16 protein-coding genes are annotated in these 14223 nt (G+C 71.5%); 8 read left to right on the top strand and 8 right to left on the bottom strand.

All coding sequences use genetic code 11. The annotated features are described in order from the left end of the window. Positions 1–32: 32 nt before the first annotated feature. Positions 33–1025 carry an iron-siderophore ABC transporter substrate-binding protein gene (locus AB0P17_RS27810; protein ID WP_365814737.1) on the bottom strand — a complete coding sequence of 331 codons (993 nt, stop codon included), beginning with the start codon at positions 1023–1025 and terminating at the stop codon, positions 33–35. Between the two features lie 115 nt (positions 1026–1140). Then, complete coding sequence (locus tag AB0P17_RS27805; protein ID WP_365814735.1) at positions 1141–1785, bottom strand: LysE family translocator; 645 nt, start codon at positions 1783–1785, stop codon at positions 1141–1143. 216 nt (positions 1786–2001) lie between these two features. Between AB0P17_RS27805 and AB0P17_RS27800 the strand changes: the two genes are divergently transcribed. From AB0P17_RS27800 to AB0P17_RS27780, 5 genes are all read left to right on the top strand, one after another. Further along, positions 2002–2457, top strand: a complete 456-nt coding sequence (locus tag AB0P17_RS27800; RefSeq protein ID WP_365814733.1) for a hypothetical protein — start codon at positions 2002–2004, stop codon at positions 2455–2457. Between the two features lie 116 nt (positions 2458–2573). Next, positions 2574–3293, top strand: coding sequence for a SigE family RNA polymerase sigma factor (locus AB0P17_RS27795; RefSeq protein WP_365814731.1), 720 nt, complete (start codon positions 2574–2576; stop codon positions 3291–3293). Then, positions 3290–3736, top strand: a complete 447-nt coding sequence (locus AB0P17_RS27790) for a hypothetical protein (protein WP_365814729.1) — start codon at positions 3290–3292, stop codon at positions 3734–3736. Before AB0P17_RS27795 ends, AB0P17_RS27790 begins: the two co-directional genes overlap by 4 nt. 153 nt (positions 3737–3889) lie before the next feature. Then, a complete protein-coding gene (locus tag AB0P17_RS27785) occupies positions 3890–4375 on the top strand; it encodes a GNAT family N-acetyltransferase (protein WP_365814844.1) in 486 nt (161 codons plus the stop codon). Between the two features lie 315 nt (positions 4376–4690). Further along, the gene (locus AB0P17_RS27780; RefSeq protein ID WP_365814727.1) at positions 4691–5344 is read left to right on the top strand and encodes a TOPRIM nucleotidyl transferase/hydrolase domain-containing protein; all 654 of its coding nucleotides are present in this window, start codon (positions 4691–4693) and stop codon (positions 5342–5344) included. Between the two features lie 75 nt (positions 5345–5419). Here the strand turns inward: AB0P17_RS27780 and AB0P17_RS27775 are convergent, their stop codons facing one another. After that, the gene (locus AB0P17_RS27775) at positions 5420–6271 is read right to left on the bottom strand and encodes a LysR substrate-binding domain-containing protein (RefSeq protein ID WP_365814725.1); all 852 of its coding nucleotides are present in this window, start codon (positions 6269–6271) and stop codon (positions 5420–5422) included. Between the two features lie 151 nt (positions 6272–6422). Between AB0P17_RS27775 and AB0P17_RS27770 the strand changes: the two genes are divergently transcribed. Beyond that, entirely contained in the window at positions 6423–6914 is a 492-nt protein-coding gene (locus tag AB0P17_RS27770) for a cupin domain-containing protein (protein WP_365814842.1), read from the top strand. Positions 6915–6930: 16 nt separating this feature from the next. Here AB0P17_RS27770 and AB0P17_RS27765 read toward each other — a convergent pair whose 3' ends face one another. Next, positions 6931–7503 (bottom strand): dihydrofolate reductase family protein, encoded by a 573-nt coding sequence (locus AB0P17_RS27765; protein ID WP_365814723.1) that lies wholly within the window; start codon positions 7501–7503, stop codon positions 6931–6933. A 358-nt stretch (positions 7504–7861) separates the two neighbouring features. Then, positions 7862–8701, bottom strand: a complete 840-nt coding sequence (locus AB0P17_RS27760) for a glycosyltransferase family 2 protein (RefSeq protein ID WP_365814840.1) — start codon at positions 8699–8701, stop codon at positions 7862–7864. 526 nt (positions 8702–9227) lie between these two features. Here AB0P17_RS27760 and AB0P17_RS27755 point away from each other — a divergent pair. Together AB0P17_RS27755 and cynS are read left to right on the top strand one after the other, a co-directional pair. Further along, positions 9228–10088: a helix-turn-helix transcriptional regulator gene (locus AB0P17_RS27755; RefSeq protein ID WP_365814721.1), complete on the top strand. Its 861-nt coding sequence runs from the start codon at positions 9228–9230 to the stop codon at positions 10086–10088. 108 nt (positions 10089–10196) lie between these two features. Then, complete coding sequence (cynS, locus tag AB0P17_RS27750) at positions 10197–10640, top strand: cyanase (protein WP_365814719.1); 444 nt, start codon at positions 10197–10199, stop codon at positions 10638–10640. Positions 10641–10770: 130 nt separating this feature from the next. Here the strand turns inward: cynS and AB0P17_RS27745 are convergent, their stop codons facing one another. From AB0P17_RS27745 to AB0P17_RS27735, 3 genes are all read right to left on the bottom strand, one after another. Beyond that, complete coding sequence (locus AB0P17_RS27745; RefSeq protein WP_365814717.1) at positions 10771–12237, bottom strand: SPFH domain-containing protein; 1467 nt, start codon at positions 12235–12237, stop codon at positions 10771–10773. A 158-nt stretch (positions 12238–12395) separates the two neighbouring features. After that, positions 12396–12911 carry a hypothetical protein gene (locus AB0P17_RS27740; RefSeq protein WP_365814715.1) on the bottom strand — a complete coding sequence of 172 codons (516 nt, stop codon included), beginning with the start codon at positions 12909–12911 and terminating at the stop codon, positions 12396–12398. 213 nt (positions 12912–13124) lie between these two features. Beyond that, positions 13125–14192: a helix-turn-helix domain-containing protein gene (locus tag AB0P17_RS27735; RefSeq protein WP_365814713.1), complete on the bottom strand. Its 1068-nt coding sequence runs from the start codon at positions 14190–14192 to the stop codon at positions 13125–13127. Between the last annotated feature and the right edge of the window lie 31 nt (positions 14193–14223).

Genomic DNA, 14223 nt, shown 5'->3' with positions numbered 1-14223 from the left:
GGTCGGGGTCCTGACGGTCCGTCACCCTGCCGTCACCGGTCCGCGGAGGGATAGCTCTTCTCGACGGCGTCGAGGACCTGGCCGGCGCCGGTGTAGCCGATGCCGAGCATCCACAGGTTGTCGTCGACCTTGAAGGCCGTCTTCCTCTTCACCGCCTCCAGGTTCTTCCAGAGCGGCCCCTCGGTGGTCTCCGCCTCCTTGGCCTTCTTCGCGTCCCCGTAGACGGAGTAGAAGATGACGTCCGCGTCGGCCTGGTCGATCTGCTCCGGGCTGATGTCGAGCGCGAAGCCGTCCTTGTCCTGGTTGGCGGGGCGGCCGACCTGGAGGTCCTTGAAGAGGGAGCCGACGAACGTGTCGTTGAGGTAGAGCCGGGTGTCCGCGCCCTCGATGAACCGTACGAAGCCGACCTTGAGCCGCTTCGCCTCCGCGGCTCCGCCGAGCGCCTCGGTCACCCGCTTGACGTGTGCCTCGTACTCCGAGACGACCTTCTTCGCCTCGTTCTTCCTGCCGAGCGCGTCCGCGTGCAGCTCGAAGTTCTGCCGCCAGGAGGGGCCGGTGGTGTCGGAGAAGACGGTGGGGGCGATCGCGGAGAGCGCCTGGTAGTTCTTCTCGTCGCGGACCTTGCTGCTCAGGATCAGGTCCGGCTTCAGCGCGTTGATCGCTTCGAGGTTGGGCTGGGCGATCAGCCCGACGGACTTGACGCCCTTCAGCCGGTCGGCGGGGAGGTACGTGGAGAAGGGGGCCCCGTCGACGACGGTGGTGGCGCCGACCGGGGTGACCCCGAGGGTGACCGCGGAGTCGAGCGCGTCGGTGTCGAGGACGACGACCCGGCCGGGCGCGTTTTTCACCCGCACGTCGCCCATGACGGTCTCGACGGTGTGCGTGCCGGCACCCGCGTCGGTGCCCTGGCCCTTGCCCGCCGGTTCGTCGTCGCCGCCGCAGGAGGTGAGGGTGACGGCGAGCGCGGTGGCGGCGGCTGCCACGGTGATACGGCGGGTGAGGGCGGTGGACGCGGTGGTCGGCACGGTGGTGGGCCTCCTTGACGGCAGCCCGGATTCTGCCCCGGACCAAGTAAGGCAAACCTAACCATCGGGTCACGCGCGCAACAAGTCCTATCGGATCACGCCGGATCACGCCGGATCACGTGGCCACGGCGGGCGTGCGGTCCGTCGCCAGTTTGACGGCGAGGGCGCCCAGGACCGTGCCCATCACGTACCGCTGGACGCGCAGCCACCCGGGGCGGCGGGCGAGGAAGACCGCGATGGTCCCGGCGGCGAGCACGATGAGCAGATTCACGGCCAGGCTCACCACGATCTGGACGCCGCCGAGGACGAACCCCTGGAACAGGACGTGCCCCGCCCCGATGTCGATGAACTGCGGGATGAGCGAGAGGTACATGACGGCGATCTTCGGGTTGAGCAGATTGGTGAGCAGCCCCATCGAGAACAGCCGCCGGGCAGAGTCGGGCGGGAGTTCCTGCGGGGCGAAGACGGAGAGACCGCCGGGCTTCAGCGCCTTCCAGGCGAGCCAGGCCAGGTAGGCGGCTCCCGCGAGCTTCACGGCCAGGTACAGCTCGGGCACGGCGAGGAAGACGAGCGACAGGCCCAGGTTGGCGGCGCTGAGGTAGACGAGGAAGCCGACGGCGACCCCGGCGAGGGAGATCGCCCCCGCGCGCCGGCCCTGGGTGATGCTCCGTGAGACCAGGTACATCATGTTCGGCCCGGGGGTGAGCACCATGCCGAGGGCTACCACGCTGACGCCGAGGACCGCGTTCGTTCCGATCATGCGTCCAGCATCGAAGACGGGTCTCTTCAGCACCAGCGAACAGTTCTTCATGGATGGATGTAGTGCTGCTACATCCAGGGCTGCATTCAGATCCCGGGAAGAGATTTTCCTCCGACCCGCAACCTCGGGCGGGGCCGCACGTCTGTCCGGGTGGAGGCGCCTCCAGTCCAGTCCGTACGTGAGTCCAGTCATCACCCGAGTTGATTCGAGGAACACATGTCCAACCGTCACCGCCCCCCGCGCCCCGTACGAGGAGCCGCCCTCCGCGGCCGGATGCGCATGGTGCTGGGAGCCTCCGCGGCCGTGGTCGCGCTCTCCGCGGGCGGCGCGATGGCCGCCGCCCAGTCGGGCCCGGCGACGCCCGTACCGTCCCGCGTCGCGCCCGAGGAGGCCCCGGTCCCCGTCCCGGCGGAGCCGACGGAGGTCCCGGTCCCGGTCCCGCCGACCGAGGCTCCGGTGCCTGCCCCGGTCCCGCCGACGGAGGCTCCGGTCCCCGCCCCGGTCCCGCCGACGGAGGTCCCGGTGCCGGTCCCACCGACCGAGGCTCCGGTGCCTGCCCCGGTCCCGCCGACGGAGGCTCCGGTCCCCGCCCCGGTTCCGCCGACGGAGGCCCCCATCCCGGTCCCCGCGGACGCGAACGGGGTCCCGTACCCGCAGGCCGCACGAGGGTAACCGGGCGCGGCGGGCATCGCCGCTCCACACCCGACAGGGGCTGCCGGACCGATCACCCGGCGGCCCCACCACCTCCGTCCCCCTCACCCCCCTCACCCCCTCAGCGCAGGAGCCCCATGACGACAGCGGCGGCGTACCCGTTCGGTCAGGTCGGCCCGGTGTGTACGGCCCCGGTCTCGGCCCCGGCCCCGGTCTCGGCCCCGGCCCCGGTCTCGGCCCCGGCCCCGGTCTCGGCCCCGGCCCCGCCGCGCCGGAGATGGCGGGCGCTCCTGCGCAGCCTTTCCCGGCCACGGGAGCAACGGGAGCACACCACCCCGGGCGTGGGCGCCGACATCGGCGTGGGGGACGGCGCGCCGTCCATCGACGACCTCTACCACCACCGCCGGCTCCAGCTCGTGCGGCTGGCCCTGCTCCTCGTGGACGACCTCCCCACGGCCGAGGACGTGGTGCAGGACGCCTTCGCCGCGCTGTTCCGCCGGTACGGGGAACGGCTCACCGGCCTGAACGACCCGGAGGCGTATCTCCGTACGTGCGTGGTCAACGCGGCGCGCTCGGTACTGCGCCGCCGCCGGACCGTACGCGCGCATGTGCCCGAACGCGAGGGTCACGCCCCGGCCGCCGAGGAGTACGTACTGCTGCACGAGGAGCACCGGGAGGTGCTCGAAGCGCTCCGCTCTCTCACCCGGCGCCAGCGCGAGGTACTGGTCCTGCGGTACTGGTCCCACCTCACCGAGGCCCAGATCGCCGATGCCCTCGGTGTGTCGCGCGGCACCGTCAAGTCCACCGCGAGCCGGGCCCTGGACGCCCTGGGCCGGAAGCTGGAGATAGCCGCATGACCCCGACGACCCCCACGCGCCGCGAGCGGCCGGGCCCCGGTCCCGACGCGCTCGAACGCAGGCTGCGGGAGGCGCTGGAGGCCGGGGCCCGTACGGTCGGACCGGGCGACCTGCGCCGCGCCTCCCCGCCGTCCGCGTACCCCCACCGGCGTTTCCCGATGCCGGTACGGATGCGCCGCACCGCGCTGCTGGCGTTCGGCCTGGCCGCGGTGGTGGCGTGCGCCGTACTCGTCCTCGTACCGAGGGACCAGGGCCGGACACAGGAGCCGGCCGGCCCCAACGAGTCGACGCAGCCGACGGAGTCCCCGCGCAGCGCGGACCCGGACCCGTCGCGCGTACCGGTACCGATGCCGTCGTCGGTCGAACCGCCGGGGGTGGAACCGGTCCCGAGGGGCGAGACCGAGGTACCGGCCGGTGCCCCCGCGCCCCCCACTTCCGGCTAGCCGGGAACCGGCAGTGCTGGGCTGCCGCGAAATCGTTGGACGCCCTGCGGGTCGGTCGGCGAGCATCCGTGGGTGACAGATGAAGCCGATGACGCGGGACCGTTCACGCGAAGCCCGAGGAGCGTACGTTTTGTCGAGCTGTCCGGCGGGGCGATGTCCGCTCTGCTCGATGGCGACCTGCCCGAAGCCGGCAGGGTGGCCGGGGTTTCGCTGACCGAGTACTTCGTGACCGACAGAGCACGGTGGCTGTGGCGGTTCCGGCTCGACCAGATGGCCGCCGATCCCGGCCGGGCGCGGTGGATGGCGCGACAGGCGATCGTCGGCGACAACGGTCTCGTCGTCGGACATGCCGGGTTCCACGGACCGCCTGATGAGATCGGCATGGTCGAGATCGGCTATTCCGTCGCTCCCGACTTCCGCCGCCAGGGATATGCCCGATCCGCCCTGATCGAGTTGCTCCGCCGGGCAGCGGCCGAAGCCACGGTCACGACGGTGCGGGCGACGATCAGCCCCGACAACGTGGCATCTCTGGCCACGATCTCGGGCTTCGGCTTCGTCGAGGTCGGCGAGCAGTGGGATGAGGAGGACGGTCGTGAACTCGTCTTCGAGGTTCCTGCCCGCCGGGTTCCGCCCGCTTGAGGGGAAGGCCCACGGTGCAACGCCGAGCTGTGCCCGGGGCACCCTCCCCGGCGGATGCCTGTCGGCGAGGGACGGCCGGCCGTCATGGCAGCGGGGTCTGACAATCCCTTCCCGCCCTCTGGCGGTGTCGGGTGCAAGGCGGCGCGCGGCAGTGCCGCGCGGGGGTGTGCTTGTCCGGTGGTGTGTTGGTTGCGGTGGGGCGGGCCCGGCACACCACCCGACACCGGGTCGTACGCCTCGCCCGGCGGCTCCGGGGGAGGGGGCTCGGTGGAAAAATGCCTACCCCGGTGGCTGGAAAGGGCGGAGACTTCTTCTATGGCTGACATGGGGGCGTTCCGGGATGCGGTCACCGCGTGGGCAGCCGGTGGCCCTGGTGGCTCCGGTGACATGGGTGACACGGGTGGCCCCGACGGGACCGCGCGGGAGTTGGCGGCGCGGCTGGGCGTACGGACCGCCGTTCTGCTCGAAGGGCCGAGCGATGTCGCGGCGGTGGAGGCGCTGGCCGCGCGCCGTGGGCGGGACCTGGCGGCCGAGGGGGTCTGCGTACTCCCGATGGGCGGTGCGATGAGCGTCGGGCGCTTCGCCGGCCTGCTCGGGCCGTCCGGCCTGGGCCTCCGCCTCACCGGGCTCTGCGACGAGGCGGAACGTCCCTACTACGCCCGCGGCTGGGAACGGGCCGGTGCGGCACAGGCCGGGATCTTCGTCTGTGCGGCGGACCTGGAGGACGAGCTCATCCGCGCGCTGGGGGCGCCCCGGGTGGAGGAACTCGTCCGGGCGGAGGGCGACCTGCGCCCCCTGCAGACCTTCCTGCGCCAGCCCGCGCAGCAGGGCCGTCCCGCACAGCAGCAGTTGCGGCGTTTCTTCGGTACGAAGAAGGGCCGCAAGATCCAGTACGGCCACGTCCTCGTCGGCGCCCTCGATCCGGACCGGGTCCCCGCGCCGCTGGACGGACTGCTCGCCGCCCTCTGAGCGGGGCGTAACACTGCTACACGGCAGAGGACTTCACGCCATCCGGGAGACCCTGGCGGCGCCCCGCAAGAGTGCTCAGTGGCGGTACGCGGTCGTCGCGGTCCGGATGAACGAGCGGATCAGCGGGTTCTCGTCACCCTCGTTCCACGCTGCCACCACACGGCTCGGCGCCATGTCGAGCAGCGGCACCACGGCCAGCTCCGGAGGGTGGTCGTGCCCCAACGGGGTCAGTCCGACCGTACCGTTCCAGATCACTGCCTGCAGGCACTCCTGGACGGCCCGCACCACCGGACCCTCGCGTGGCGCTCCGCCGTTCCAGTACGACTGCCAGAGAGGATCGGTGCCCTCCGGGAACCGGAACCAGCGCCGGTCGGCCAGGTCGGCCGTCTTCAGGCGTTCGCGGCGGGCCAGCGGGTCATCGGCGCGCAGCACCGCGCCCACCGGGTCGGTCCGCAGCTCGCGGACCGTCAGGCCCGTCTCGTCGAACGGCCCGCGCGTCAGGGCGACATCCACCAGCCCGGCGCGCAGCCCGCAGGTCGGATCGGTCAGGTCGGTCTCGCGGATGACGACCTCGACGCCCGGGTGACGCCTCCGGTACGCGGCGGCCAGCCGCGCGGCGCCCCGGTCGGTGCCGTCGCCCAGGATGCCGACGGTGAGGGTCGCGGCGCCGGCCGCGGCGGTCACACGTACGCGTATCCGGTCGGCCCGGTCGAGCAGGGTGCGTGCCTCGTCCAGCAGGGCCGACCCGGCCGGGGTGAGCGCGACGCCCGCCGGGGAGCGGTGCAGCAGCGCGGCACCGAGGTCGGTCTCCAGCCGCCTGATCGCCCGGCTCAGCGGCGGCTGGCTCATGTGCAGCCGGGCGGCGGCACGGCCGAAGTGGAGTTCCTCGGCGACGGCCACGAAATAGCGCAGCGTACGTAACTCCATGGCCAGGGACGATACCTGTGGGGTATCGGCGCGACCTCATCGGTCTTGGACGGCCGCGGTGTCCGGGCGGTGAAATCGGAGCGTGGTCCACGAACCGTGGAGGAAGGAGCCGGCCATGACTGAGGCAGGCGGGACGGACGGGACGGACGGGATGGACGGGTTGGATGGAGTGGGCGAGGTATCGGTGGTCGGTCCCGGCGAGGGAGAGAAGTTCCTCCTGGGCACCACACAACTGCGCATCCTCGAAGACGGCAGCACCACCGGGCACCGTCTCGGGCTCGGCGAGACCATTCTCGCCCCGCACACGGACGGACCGCCGCAGCACCGCCATGCCCAGCACGACGAGGGTTTCTACGTCGTCTCGGGCACCGTGCGGTTCACGGTCGGGGAGAAGGTGTACGACGCGGTCGCGGGCACGCTCGTGATGATCCCGCCGGGGGCTCCGCACACCTTCGCCAACCCGACGGACCAACCGGCCGTCATGCTCTGCACGTTCACCCCCGACCTGTATGTGCAGTACTTCCGTGACCTGCGGGACATGATCGCCGGTGGCCAGGGGCTGACCCCGGAGGCGACCGTCCGCGTCATGAGCCGCTATGCCACCGTGCCGGCCACCGACTACGCCGCGAGGACGGAGGAGTGACGCCGCGGGGGCCCGGTCAGTGGACGACGTCGAGGATGTTCATCTGCAGCCCGTTGGCGTACACGGCGTGCTCGACGAGCTTGAGCTTCTGGGTGTCCTTGTCGGTGGCGGGGAACAGGCGCTTGCCCGCGCCGAGCAGCAGCGGGTGGACGAGCAGGTGGTAGCGGTCGATCAGGCCCGCGTCCGCGAGGCTGTGGTTGAGGGCGACGCTGCCGTGGACGATGATCGGACCGCCGTCGGTCTCCTTGAGGGCGGCGACCTCGTCGAGGGTGCGCAGGATGGTGGTCTCGCCCCAGTTCGGGACGAGCCTGTCCTCGGTGAGGGTGGTGGAGACGACGTACTTCGGCATGATCTTGTAGCGGGCGAAGTCGTCCATGTCCGGCCATACCGGGCTGAACGCCTCGTAGCTGGCCCGGCCCAGCAGGATCGCGGTGGACTCCTGCTGCTCCCGTTCCTTGATGTCGAACGCTTCGGGGACGAATTCGACGTCCTTGAAGGTCCAGCCGGAGTTGCGGTAGCCGGGTTCGCCGCCCGGGGCCTCCATGACGCCGTCGAGCGAGATGAAGGCGGAGCTGATCAGCGTACGCATGCTGGTTCCTCGAATTCTGGCGTGCGGTTCATCTCTGCGAGGCACCCAGAATCCATCCGACAAAAAAAATTGTCAAGACGAGGGGAGTTGTCGGTGAGCCGGGAAGGAGGCAGGGAGGCGAGGAGGGGGGAAGGGAGGGGCGCCTGTCAGTAGTGCGGTGCGGCACACATCCGGCTCCGCCGGAGGGCGGAGGCGGGGGCAGGGCGGAGAGGGCAGGCCCGTGCGGGGCCCGGCAAACACGGGCAAAACCGGGCAGATGCAGGGGTGAAGGCAAAAGCAAAGGCAGAGACGGAGGCAGAACCCGGGCAGGGCGGAGGCCCGGCGGGGCCCCGGGCTCCCCGGGGCCGTACGAGAGGTCCTAGATCACCGGCGGGCGGCCCAGGGCCGTCATCCGGCCCACCGTGCGCCACCGGATCGGGCGCCGCGTCCCGCACGCCGTCCGTACGCCCTCGGCGAATCCGCCGAACCAGGCGCGCAGCCCGCTCACCGACCGCGTACGCGCCACCGTGAGCAGGATCCACGTGGTGAGGTAGAGCGGCACCAGGACCGCGGGCAGATGGCGGCGCGCCAGCCAGACCCGGTTGCGGGCGGTCATCCGGTAGAACTCGGCGTGCCGGGCGGGGGAGGTGCGCGGGTGCTGGAGGACCAGCTCGGGCTCGTAACGGATCGTCCAGCCCGCGTCCAGCGCGCGCCACGCGAGGTCGGTCTCCTCGTGCGTGAAGAAGAACTCGTCCGGCCAGCCGCCCGTCTCCGCCAGCATCGCCATGGACAGCGCGTGCCCGCCGCCGAGGAAGGTGGTCACCTCGCCGGCGCGCATCGGGTCCTTCGCACGCAGCCGGGGGATATGGCGCCGCTGGGTGAAGCCGGTCTCGTCCGCGATCCGGAAGCTGACGATGCCGAGCCGGGGACGGCCCTCGTACAGATCGGCGATACGGGTGAACACGTCGGCCTCGATGAGCAGCCCGTCGTCGTCCAGGTCGACGAGGATGTCCACGTCACCGGCTTCGCGGAGCTTCTCCATGGCGACGTTGCGCCCGCCGGAGACGCCCAGGTTCTCCGGCAGCTCGATCCCGATGACGCCCGCGGGCAGCTCCGGCAGCGGGGAGCCGTTGCCGACGACGACGATCCGGGTGGCGGGCTCCCGCTGCTTGGCCACGGAGTCCAGCAGGGCACGCAGCTCGACGGGCCGGGTTCCCATGGTCAGTACGGCCACACCCACACGCGGTCGGGACACGTCCAGATCACTCCAGCACTCGTTCGCTCTACGACGGACAGACAGACGGACAGAAGGACAGACGGACAACAGGGGAACAGCGGAAGACACACGGGACAGCGGCGGGCGGCGCGCAGGCCGTGCGTCGATGCTAACCGGCGCTCTCCACTCCCCGGACATCCGAAGATGTTCCGGCGGACGCCCAAGGTTCATCTTGCCGCCCGTGACGCCCGTACCAGGCGGCCTGTGGCGGCGGAGCCGCGGCACTGTGCTCGGTCACACATACGACGAGGGCGCCGGGACCGGGTGACGCGTACGGCGGGCGTGTCGCCGGGACCCGCCCTCCCCGGCGTTCACCGTGGTCCGGAACAACCTCGAACAACCTCAACAACCCCGGAAAGTTCACGGATATCACGGGCCGACCACAGCCCGAATTCATCTCCGTCGTCACTGTGTCCACGATCACTCGCCTGTGGCACACTGCCCGCATGCCGGAGCTCGGGGGTGGGGCATGAGTGAGCCGCGGTCCGCGCCGACGATCGGCCAACTCGTCCTGAGCAAGCAGCTCCAGGCGTTCCGCGAAAGGGCCGGTCTCGGCCGGGACCAGGCCGCCAGGCTGCTGCGCGTCGCGCCGGCCACCATCCGCCGGATGGAGATGGCCGAGGTCGCGCTCAAGATCCCGTACGTGCAGCTCCTGCTGACCGCGTACGGGGTCCCCGAGGAGGAGGTGACGGGCTTCCTCGACCTCGCCGAGGAGGCCAACCGGCCGGGCTGGTGGCAGCGCTTCCACGACATACTGCCGGGCTGGTTCGGCGGCCATGTCAGCCTCGAAGAGGCGGCCAGGACCATCCGCTGCTACGAGCCGCACTTCGTGCCGGGGCTCCTCCAGACCGAGCAGTACGCCCGGACGATCCTGACCTACGGCGAGGTCGGACGCAGCGACCCGGCGCGCGTCGACCGCCATGTCGCGCTCCGCATGGAGAGACAGACGCTGCTGACCAGACCCGGTGCGCCCGCCTTCTGGGCGATCCTGGACGAGACGGTGCTGCGGCGCCGCGTCGGATCGCCGGCCGCGATGCGCGCCCAGATCGACCGGCTGCTGGAGGCCGCCGAACTGCCGAACGTGACACTCCAGATGGCCCCGTTCGCCGCCGGACACCACCCCGGCACGTACAGCCCGTTCGTCCTCTTCCGCTTCACGGTCCCCGAGATGCCCGACATGGTCTACGTCGAGTATCTGACCGGCGCGCTCTACCTCGACGGTGCCCGCGAGGTCTCGCAGCACAAGGAGGCGATGGACCGCATGGCCGCGCACGCGGAGTCGGCGCAGCGGACGAAGCAGATCCTCGCCGACTTCCGCCGGGAGCTGTGACCGGGCGGGACTCCGCGGGCCCCGGCATCGGCCCGGAGCCGTCGGTATCGCGCCTCGTGCGCGCACGGCGCCGTTGCGTGGGCGCGTACGTCCTCCTACGTTTCCCCCATGCTCAACAAACAGCAAGCAGCCGAAGCAGTCCGTGGCGCCAAGGCCGAACTCGGTCTGACGTGGGCGCAGCTCGCCGAGGCGGTCGGCCGGCCCGTGGCCTGGACCACCGCCGCGCTGCTCGGCCAGCATCCGATGAGTGCGGAGCAGGCCGAGGCCGCCGCGTCGCTCCTCGATCTCGGCGCGGACGTGGTCCAGGCGTTCCGGCTCCAGCCCACGCGCGGCGCGCTCGACTCGGCCGTGCCCGTCGATCCGACCGTCTACCGGCTCTACGAGGTCATCCAGGTGTACGGGCCGACCATCAAGGAGCTGATCCACGAGGAGTGCGGCGACGGCATCATGAGCGCCATCAACTTCCGGCTGGACGTGAAGCGCGTACCCGACCCGGCGGGTGACCGGGTGGTCATCACGCTCGACGGGAAGTACCTCCCGTACCAGTGGTAGCGCGGCCGAGGACAAAGGCCCGGCCGGCTTTCCCGCCGACCGGGCCTTTCCCTTACCGCAACCGCGTGCCGCGTGCCGGTGCCGCGTGCCGCGTACGGAACGCCGCCTACGGAACGCTACGTACGGAACGTCAGTCCGTGACCTCGATACGGCCGTCCGGACCCGTGCCGTTCGGCGCCGTGCCGTTCGCCGCCGGGGCCGCCCCGGATGCGGGCGCCCCCGTCAGGGACTTGCCGGCCGCCACGCCCTTCAGCAGCTCCGCGAGGTCGACGCCCGTGGTGGAGCTGAGGAGTTCGACGCCCTGGGCGACGTTGTCCGCGACCGTACGGGCGAGCTGGCCCGCGCCGTCCGTGGAGATGACCGTCATCTTGTCCACCGCGCTCAGCGGCTCGGACGCCTTCTCCACCACCGACGGCAGCACCTCGACGAGCATCTGGAGGACGGCCGCGTCGCCGTACCGCGCGAACGCGTCCGCCTTCTTCTGCATCGCCTCCGCCTCGGCCGCGCCCTTCGCGAGGATCGCCGCGGCCTCCGACTCACCCTCGATCCGTACGGCGGCGGCGAGCGCGGCGCGGTGCGCCTTCTCGCCCTCACCGGTGAGGCGGGAGCGCTCGGCGTCCGCCTCGGCCTGCTTGACCAGGGCGATACGGCGGGCCTCGGCCTCCTGCTCGGCCTGGTAGCGCGCGGCGTCGGCGGGCTTACGCACCTTCGTGTCCAGCTCGCGGTCGGTCAGCGCGGCCTGGCGCTCGGCGACCTTCTCCTGCTCCATGAGCACGTCCTGCTCGCGCGCCGCCTGGGCCAGCGGACCCGCCGCGGCGGCGCGTGCCACCGCCTCGTCCGTCTCGGCCTTGATCTCGGCCTGCTTGAGCTGGAAGGTCCGCTGGGCGATCGCGATCTCTTCCTCGGCCTTCAGGCGCGCCTGCTCGGCGGCGCGCCGCGAGACCGCCTCCGCGATGTCGGCCTCCTGCTTGGCGCGGGCGGCCTCGGGACGGCCGAGGTCCTCCAGGTAGGAGCCCTCGGTGGTGATGTCCTGGATCTGGAAGGCGTCCAGCACCAGGCCCTGCCCGGAGAGGCTCGCCTCCGCCTCCTCCGCGACCTGGCCGGCGAAGGCCGCGCGGTCGCGGATGATGTCCTCGACCGACATCCGGCCGACGATGGAACGCAGCGCGCCCGAGAGGACTTCCTGGGTGAAGCCGACGATGCCGCCCTGCTGCTGGAGGAAGCGCTGGGCCGCGGCGCGGATGGAGTCCTCCGTACCGCCGACCTTGACGATGGCGACGCCTTCGAGGTTGGCCTTCACCCCGCGCAGCGTGACCGCGCCGCGCACCGCGATCGGGATGTGGCGGCTGGACAGGTCCAGGGTGAACTTCTGCTGGACGAACGGCACGACGAAGACGCCGCCGCCCACCACGACCTTCTGGCCGCTGTTGTCGATGGAGATCCGGCCGGTGTTCGGGTCGGTCGACTTCTTGCCGCGCCGGCCGGTGACGATGAACGCCTCGCTGGGTCCCGCGACCTTGTAACGCGTGATGACGACCAGGGCCAGCAGAACGACGAGTACGACGATCCCCAGCACGGCGATGACGACTGGACTCATGGGGCTCTCTCCCTTGCCTCCCGGGGGGACGGCAGATCGGAACGGTTCGCGCGGCGGCGGTGCGACGGTGGACGCCGCGGGTGCGGCATGTGCCGCGCGCTGTACAAAAAACGGGGGACGCCCGCGGACGACCCGGACGGTCCGGTCGGCGCCGCCGGTCAGCGCTGGACGGGCCGTACGGAGACGGAGCTCGCGGAGAGCGTCGCCTCCACCCAGATCTCCGTGCCGTACGCCACCGGCTCCGCGCTCTTGGCGGAGAACTTCACCGGCTGTCCGCCGAGCCGCAGCAGCACCTCGCCGTAGCCGGTGGCCGGAATCGCCGTGACCACCGTGCCCGACGACCCCACGAGGTCGTCGCCGCGCGGAGTGACGGCCGTCTGGTCACGCATCAGCGCCCTGCTGAACTTCCACGTCAGCCAGCCGGCACCGACACCGGCCGCCGCCCCCACAGCGACGGCCGGGCCGGTGCCGAGTTGAGTGGTGCCGAGGACGAGTGCGCCACCGAAGCCGAGCATCGAGACGAACCCGGCGATCACGGGCAGCGACAGCAGACCGTCGAAGAGCCCGTCCAGGACCCCGGCCCCGTCGAAGAGCCCTTCGAGCACCCCGTCGAAGATCAGCGAAAGGACGAGCAGCACGATCCCCGCGATGCCGATACCGAGAAACAAGGTCATCGGATCAACCTCCCCCACTGGCGCGATGTCCTCGGCCAGGGCTCCATCGTCGCATAGTTGACCGGAACCCGACATTGCCGTTTTCCGGCAGTCTTAACGCGTTCTTAATGCCGGTAGGTGCGCGGAAGTTCCCCTGCGGCGCCCCGATCCGTCACGGAAGGTCTCAGCGAATCTCAGCGAATCCCGGCGAATCTCGGAAGAACTCGGGAGATCTCAGAAGGTTTTGGCCGGCCAGTCCATGAGCCTCGCCCCGATCACCGCGGTCTGCAAGGTGTAACGGTGCACCGGATCGCCCGGGTCGGCGCCGGTGAGCCGGTGGATCCGTGCCAGCCGGTACGTCAGCGCCCGTACGCTCAAGGACAGCCGCCGCGCCGCCTCCGCCGCCACACACCCCGCGTCGAAGTAGACGGAGAGCGTTTCGAGCAGCGGCTCGGCACCGCCGCGCGCCGACTCCAGCGGGCCGAGCGTGTTGAGGACCAGGTCCGCCATGGCCTGCCGGTCGCGGGTCAGGACCGGATAGACCAGCAGTTCGGCGGCGCGCAGCACGGGCCCCTCCAGATCGAGCCGTTCGGCGAGGTCGAGCACGCTCAGCGCCTCCTCGTACGACTGCACCACCCCGCCCACCCCCGGCTGCGGCCGACCGACGGCGACCCGCCCGCCATCCGTGGCCGCGAAGGCCTGCTTGGCGAAGTACGAGAGGATCTCGCCCTGGTCACCCGGCGCGATGCACACCAGCCGCCCCGCCTTGGTCGTCAGCAGCACACTGCGGTCCCCGAACCGCCCCATCAGCGCCTGCTCCACGGAGCGCGGTACGGCGTCCTCCTCGTCGTACGCGACCCAGCCCTCCGCCACCGCCACGGCGTGCTCGTACGACAGCCGCAGCCCGAACCGCTCGGCGCGCTCGGCCAGCCGTCCCAGATCGCTGCGCCCGTACAGCAGGTCGTCGATGAACTCCCGCCGCGCGGCGGCCTCCTGGCGCACCGCGAGCCGCTGCGCCCGCTCGTACCCCTCGGCGAACGCGTCCACGGCCTGCTCGACGGCGGCGAGCACACTGTCCGCGGCGCCGCTGTCGGCCCCGGTGGCGGGCCAGTGCGCGCGCGCCGCCGCCAGATGCGCCCCGACGAGCGCCCGCAGCGCGAACCCGGCCTCGGCGGCCTGCGCCCCCAGCTCCCGCCGGGCGAGCAGTTCCTCCCGGCTGAGCCGCCGGCCGGTGGCGGCGACGGCCACCAGGATCCGGGCGTACCCGTCCATGTACTCGTCGGGTATCCCGTGCCCTGTCACGCCCGCTCCCGGTCTGTCGACGACTTGAGAT

It is taken from the genome of Streptomyces sp. NPDC088124 (assembly GCF_040685895.1).
Lineage (GTDB): Bacteria > Actinomycetota > Actinomycetes > Streptomycetales > Streptomycetaceae > Streptomyces.
The sequence above is the reverse complement of the archived record's forward strand: the minus strand, read 5'-3'. Positions and strand labels throughout refer to the sequence as shown.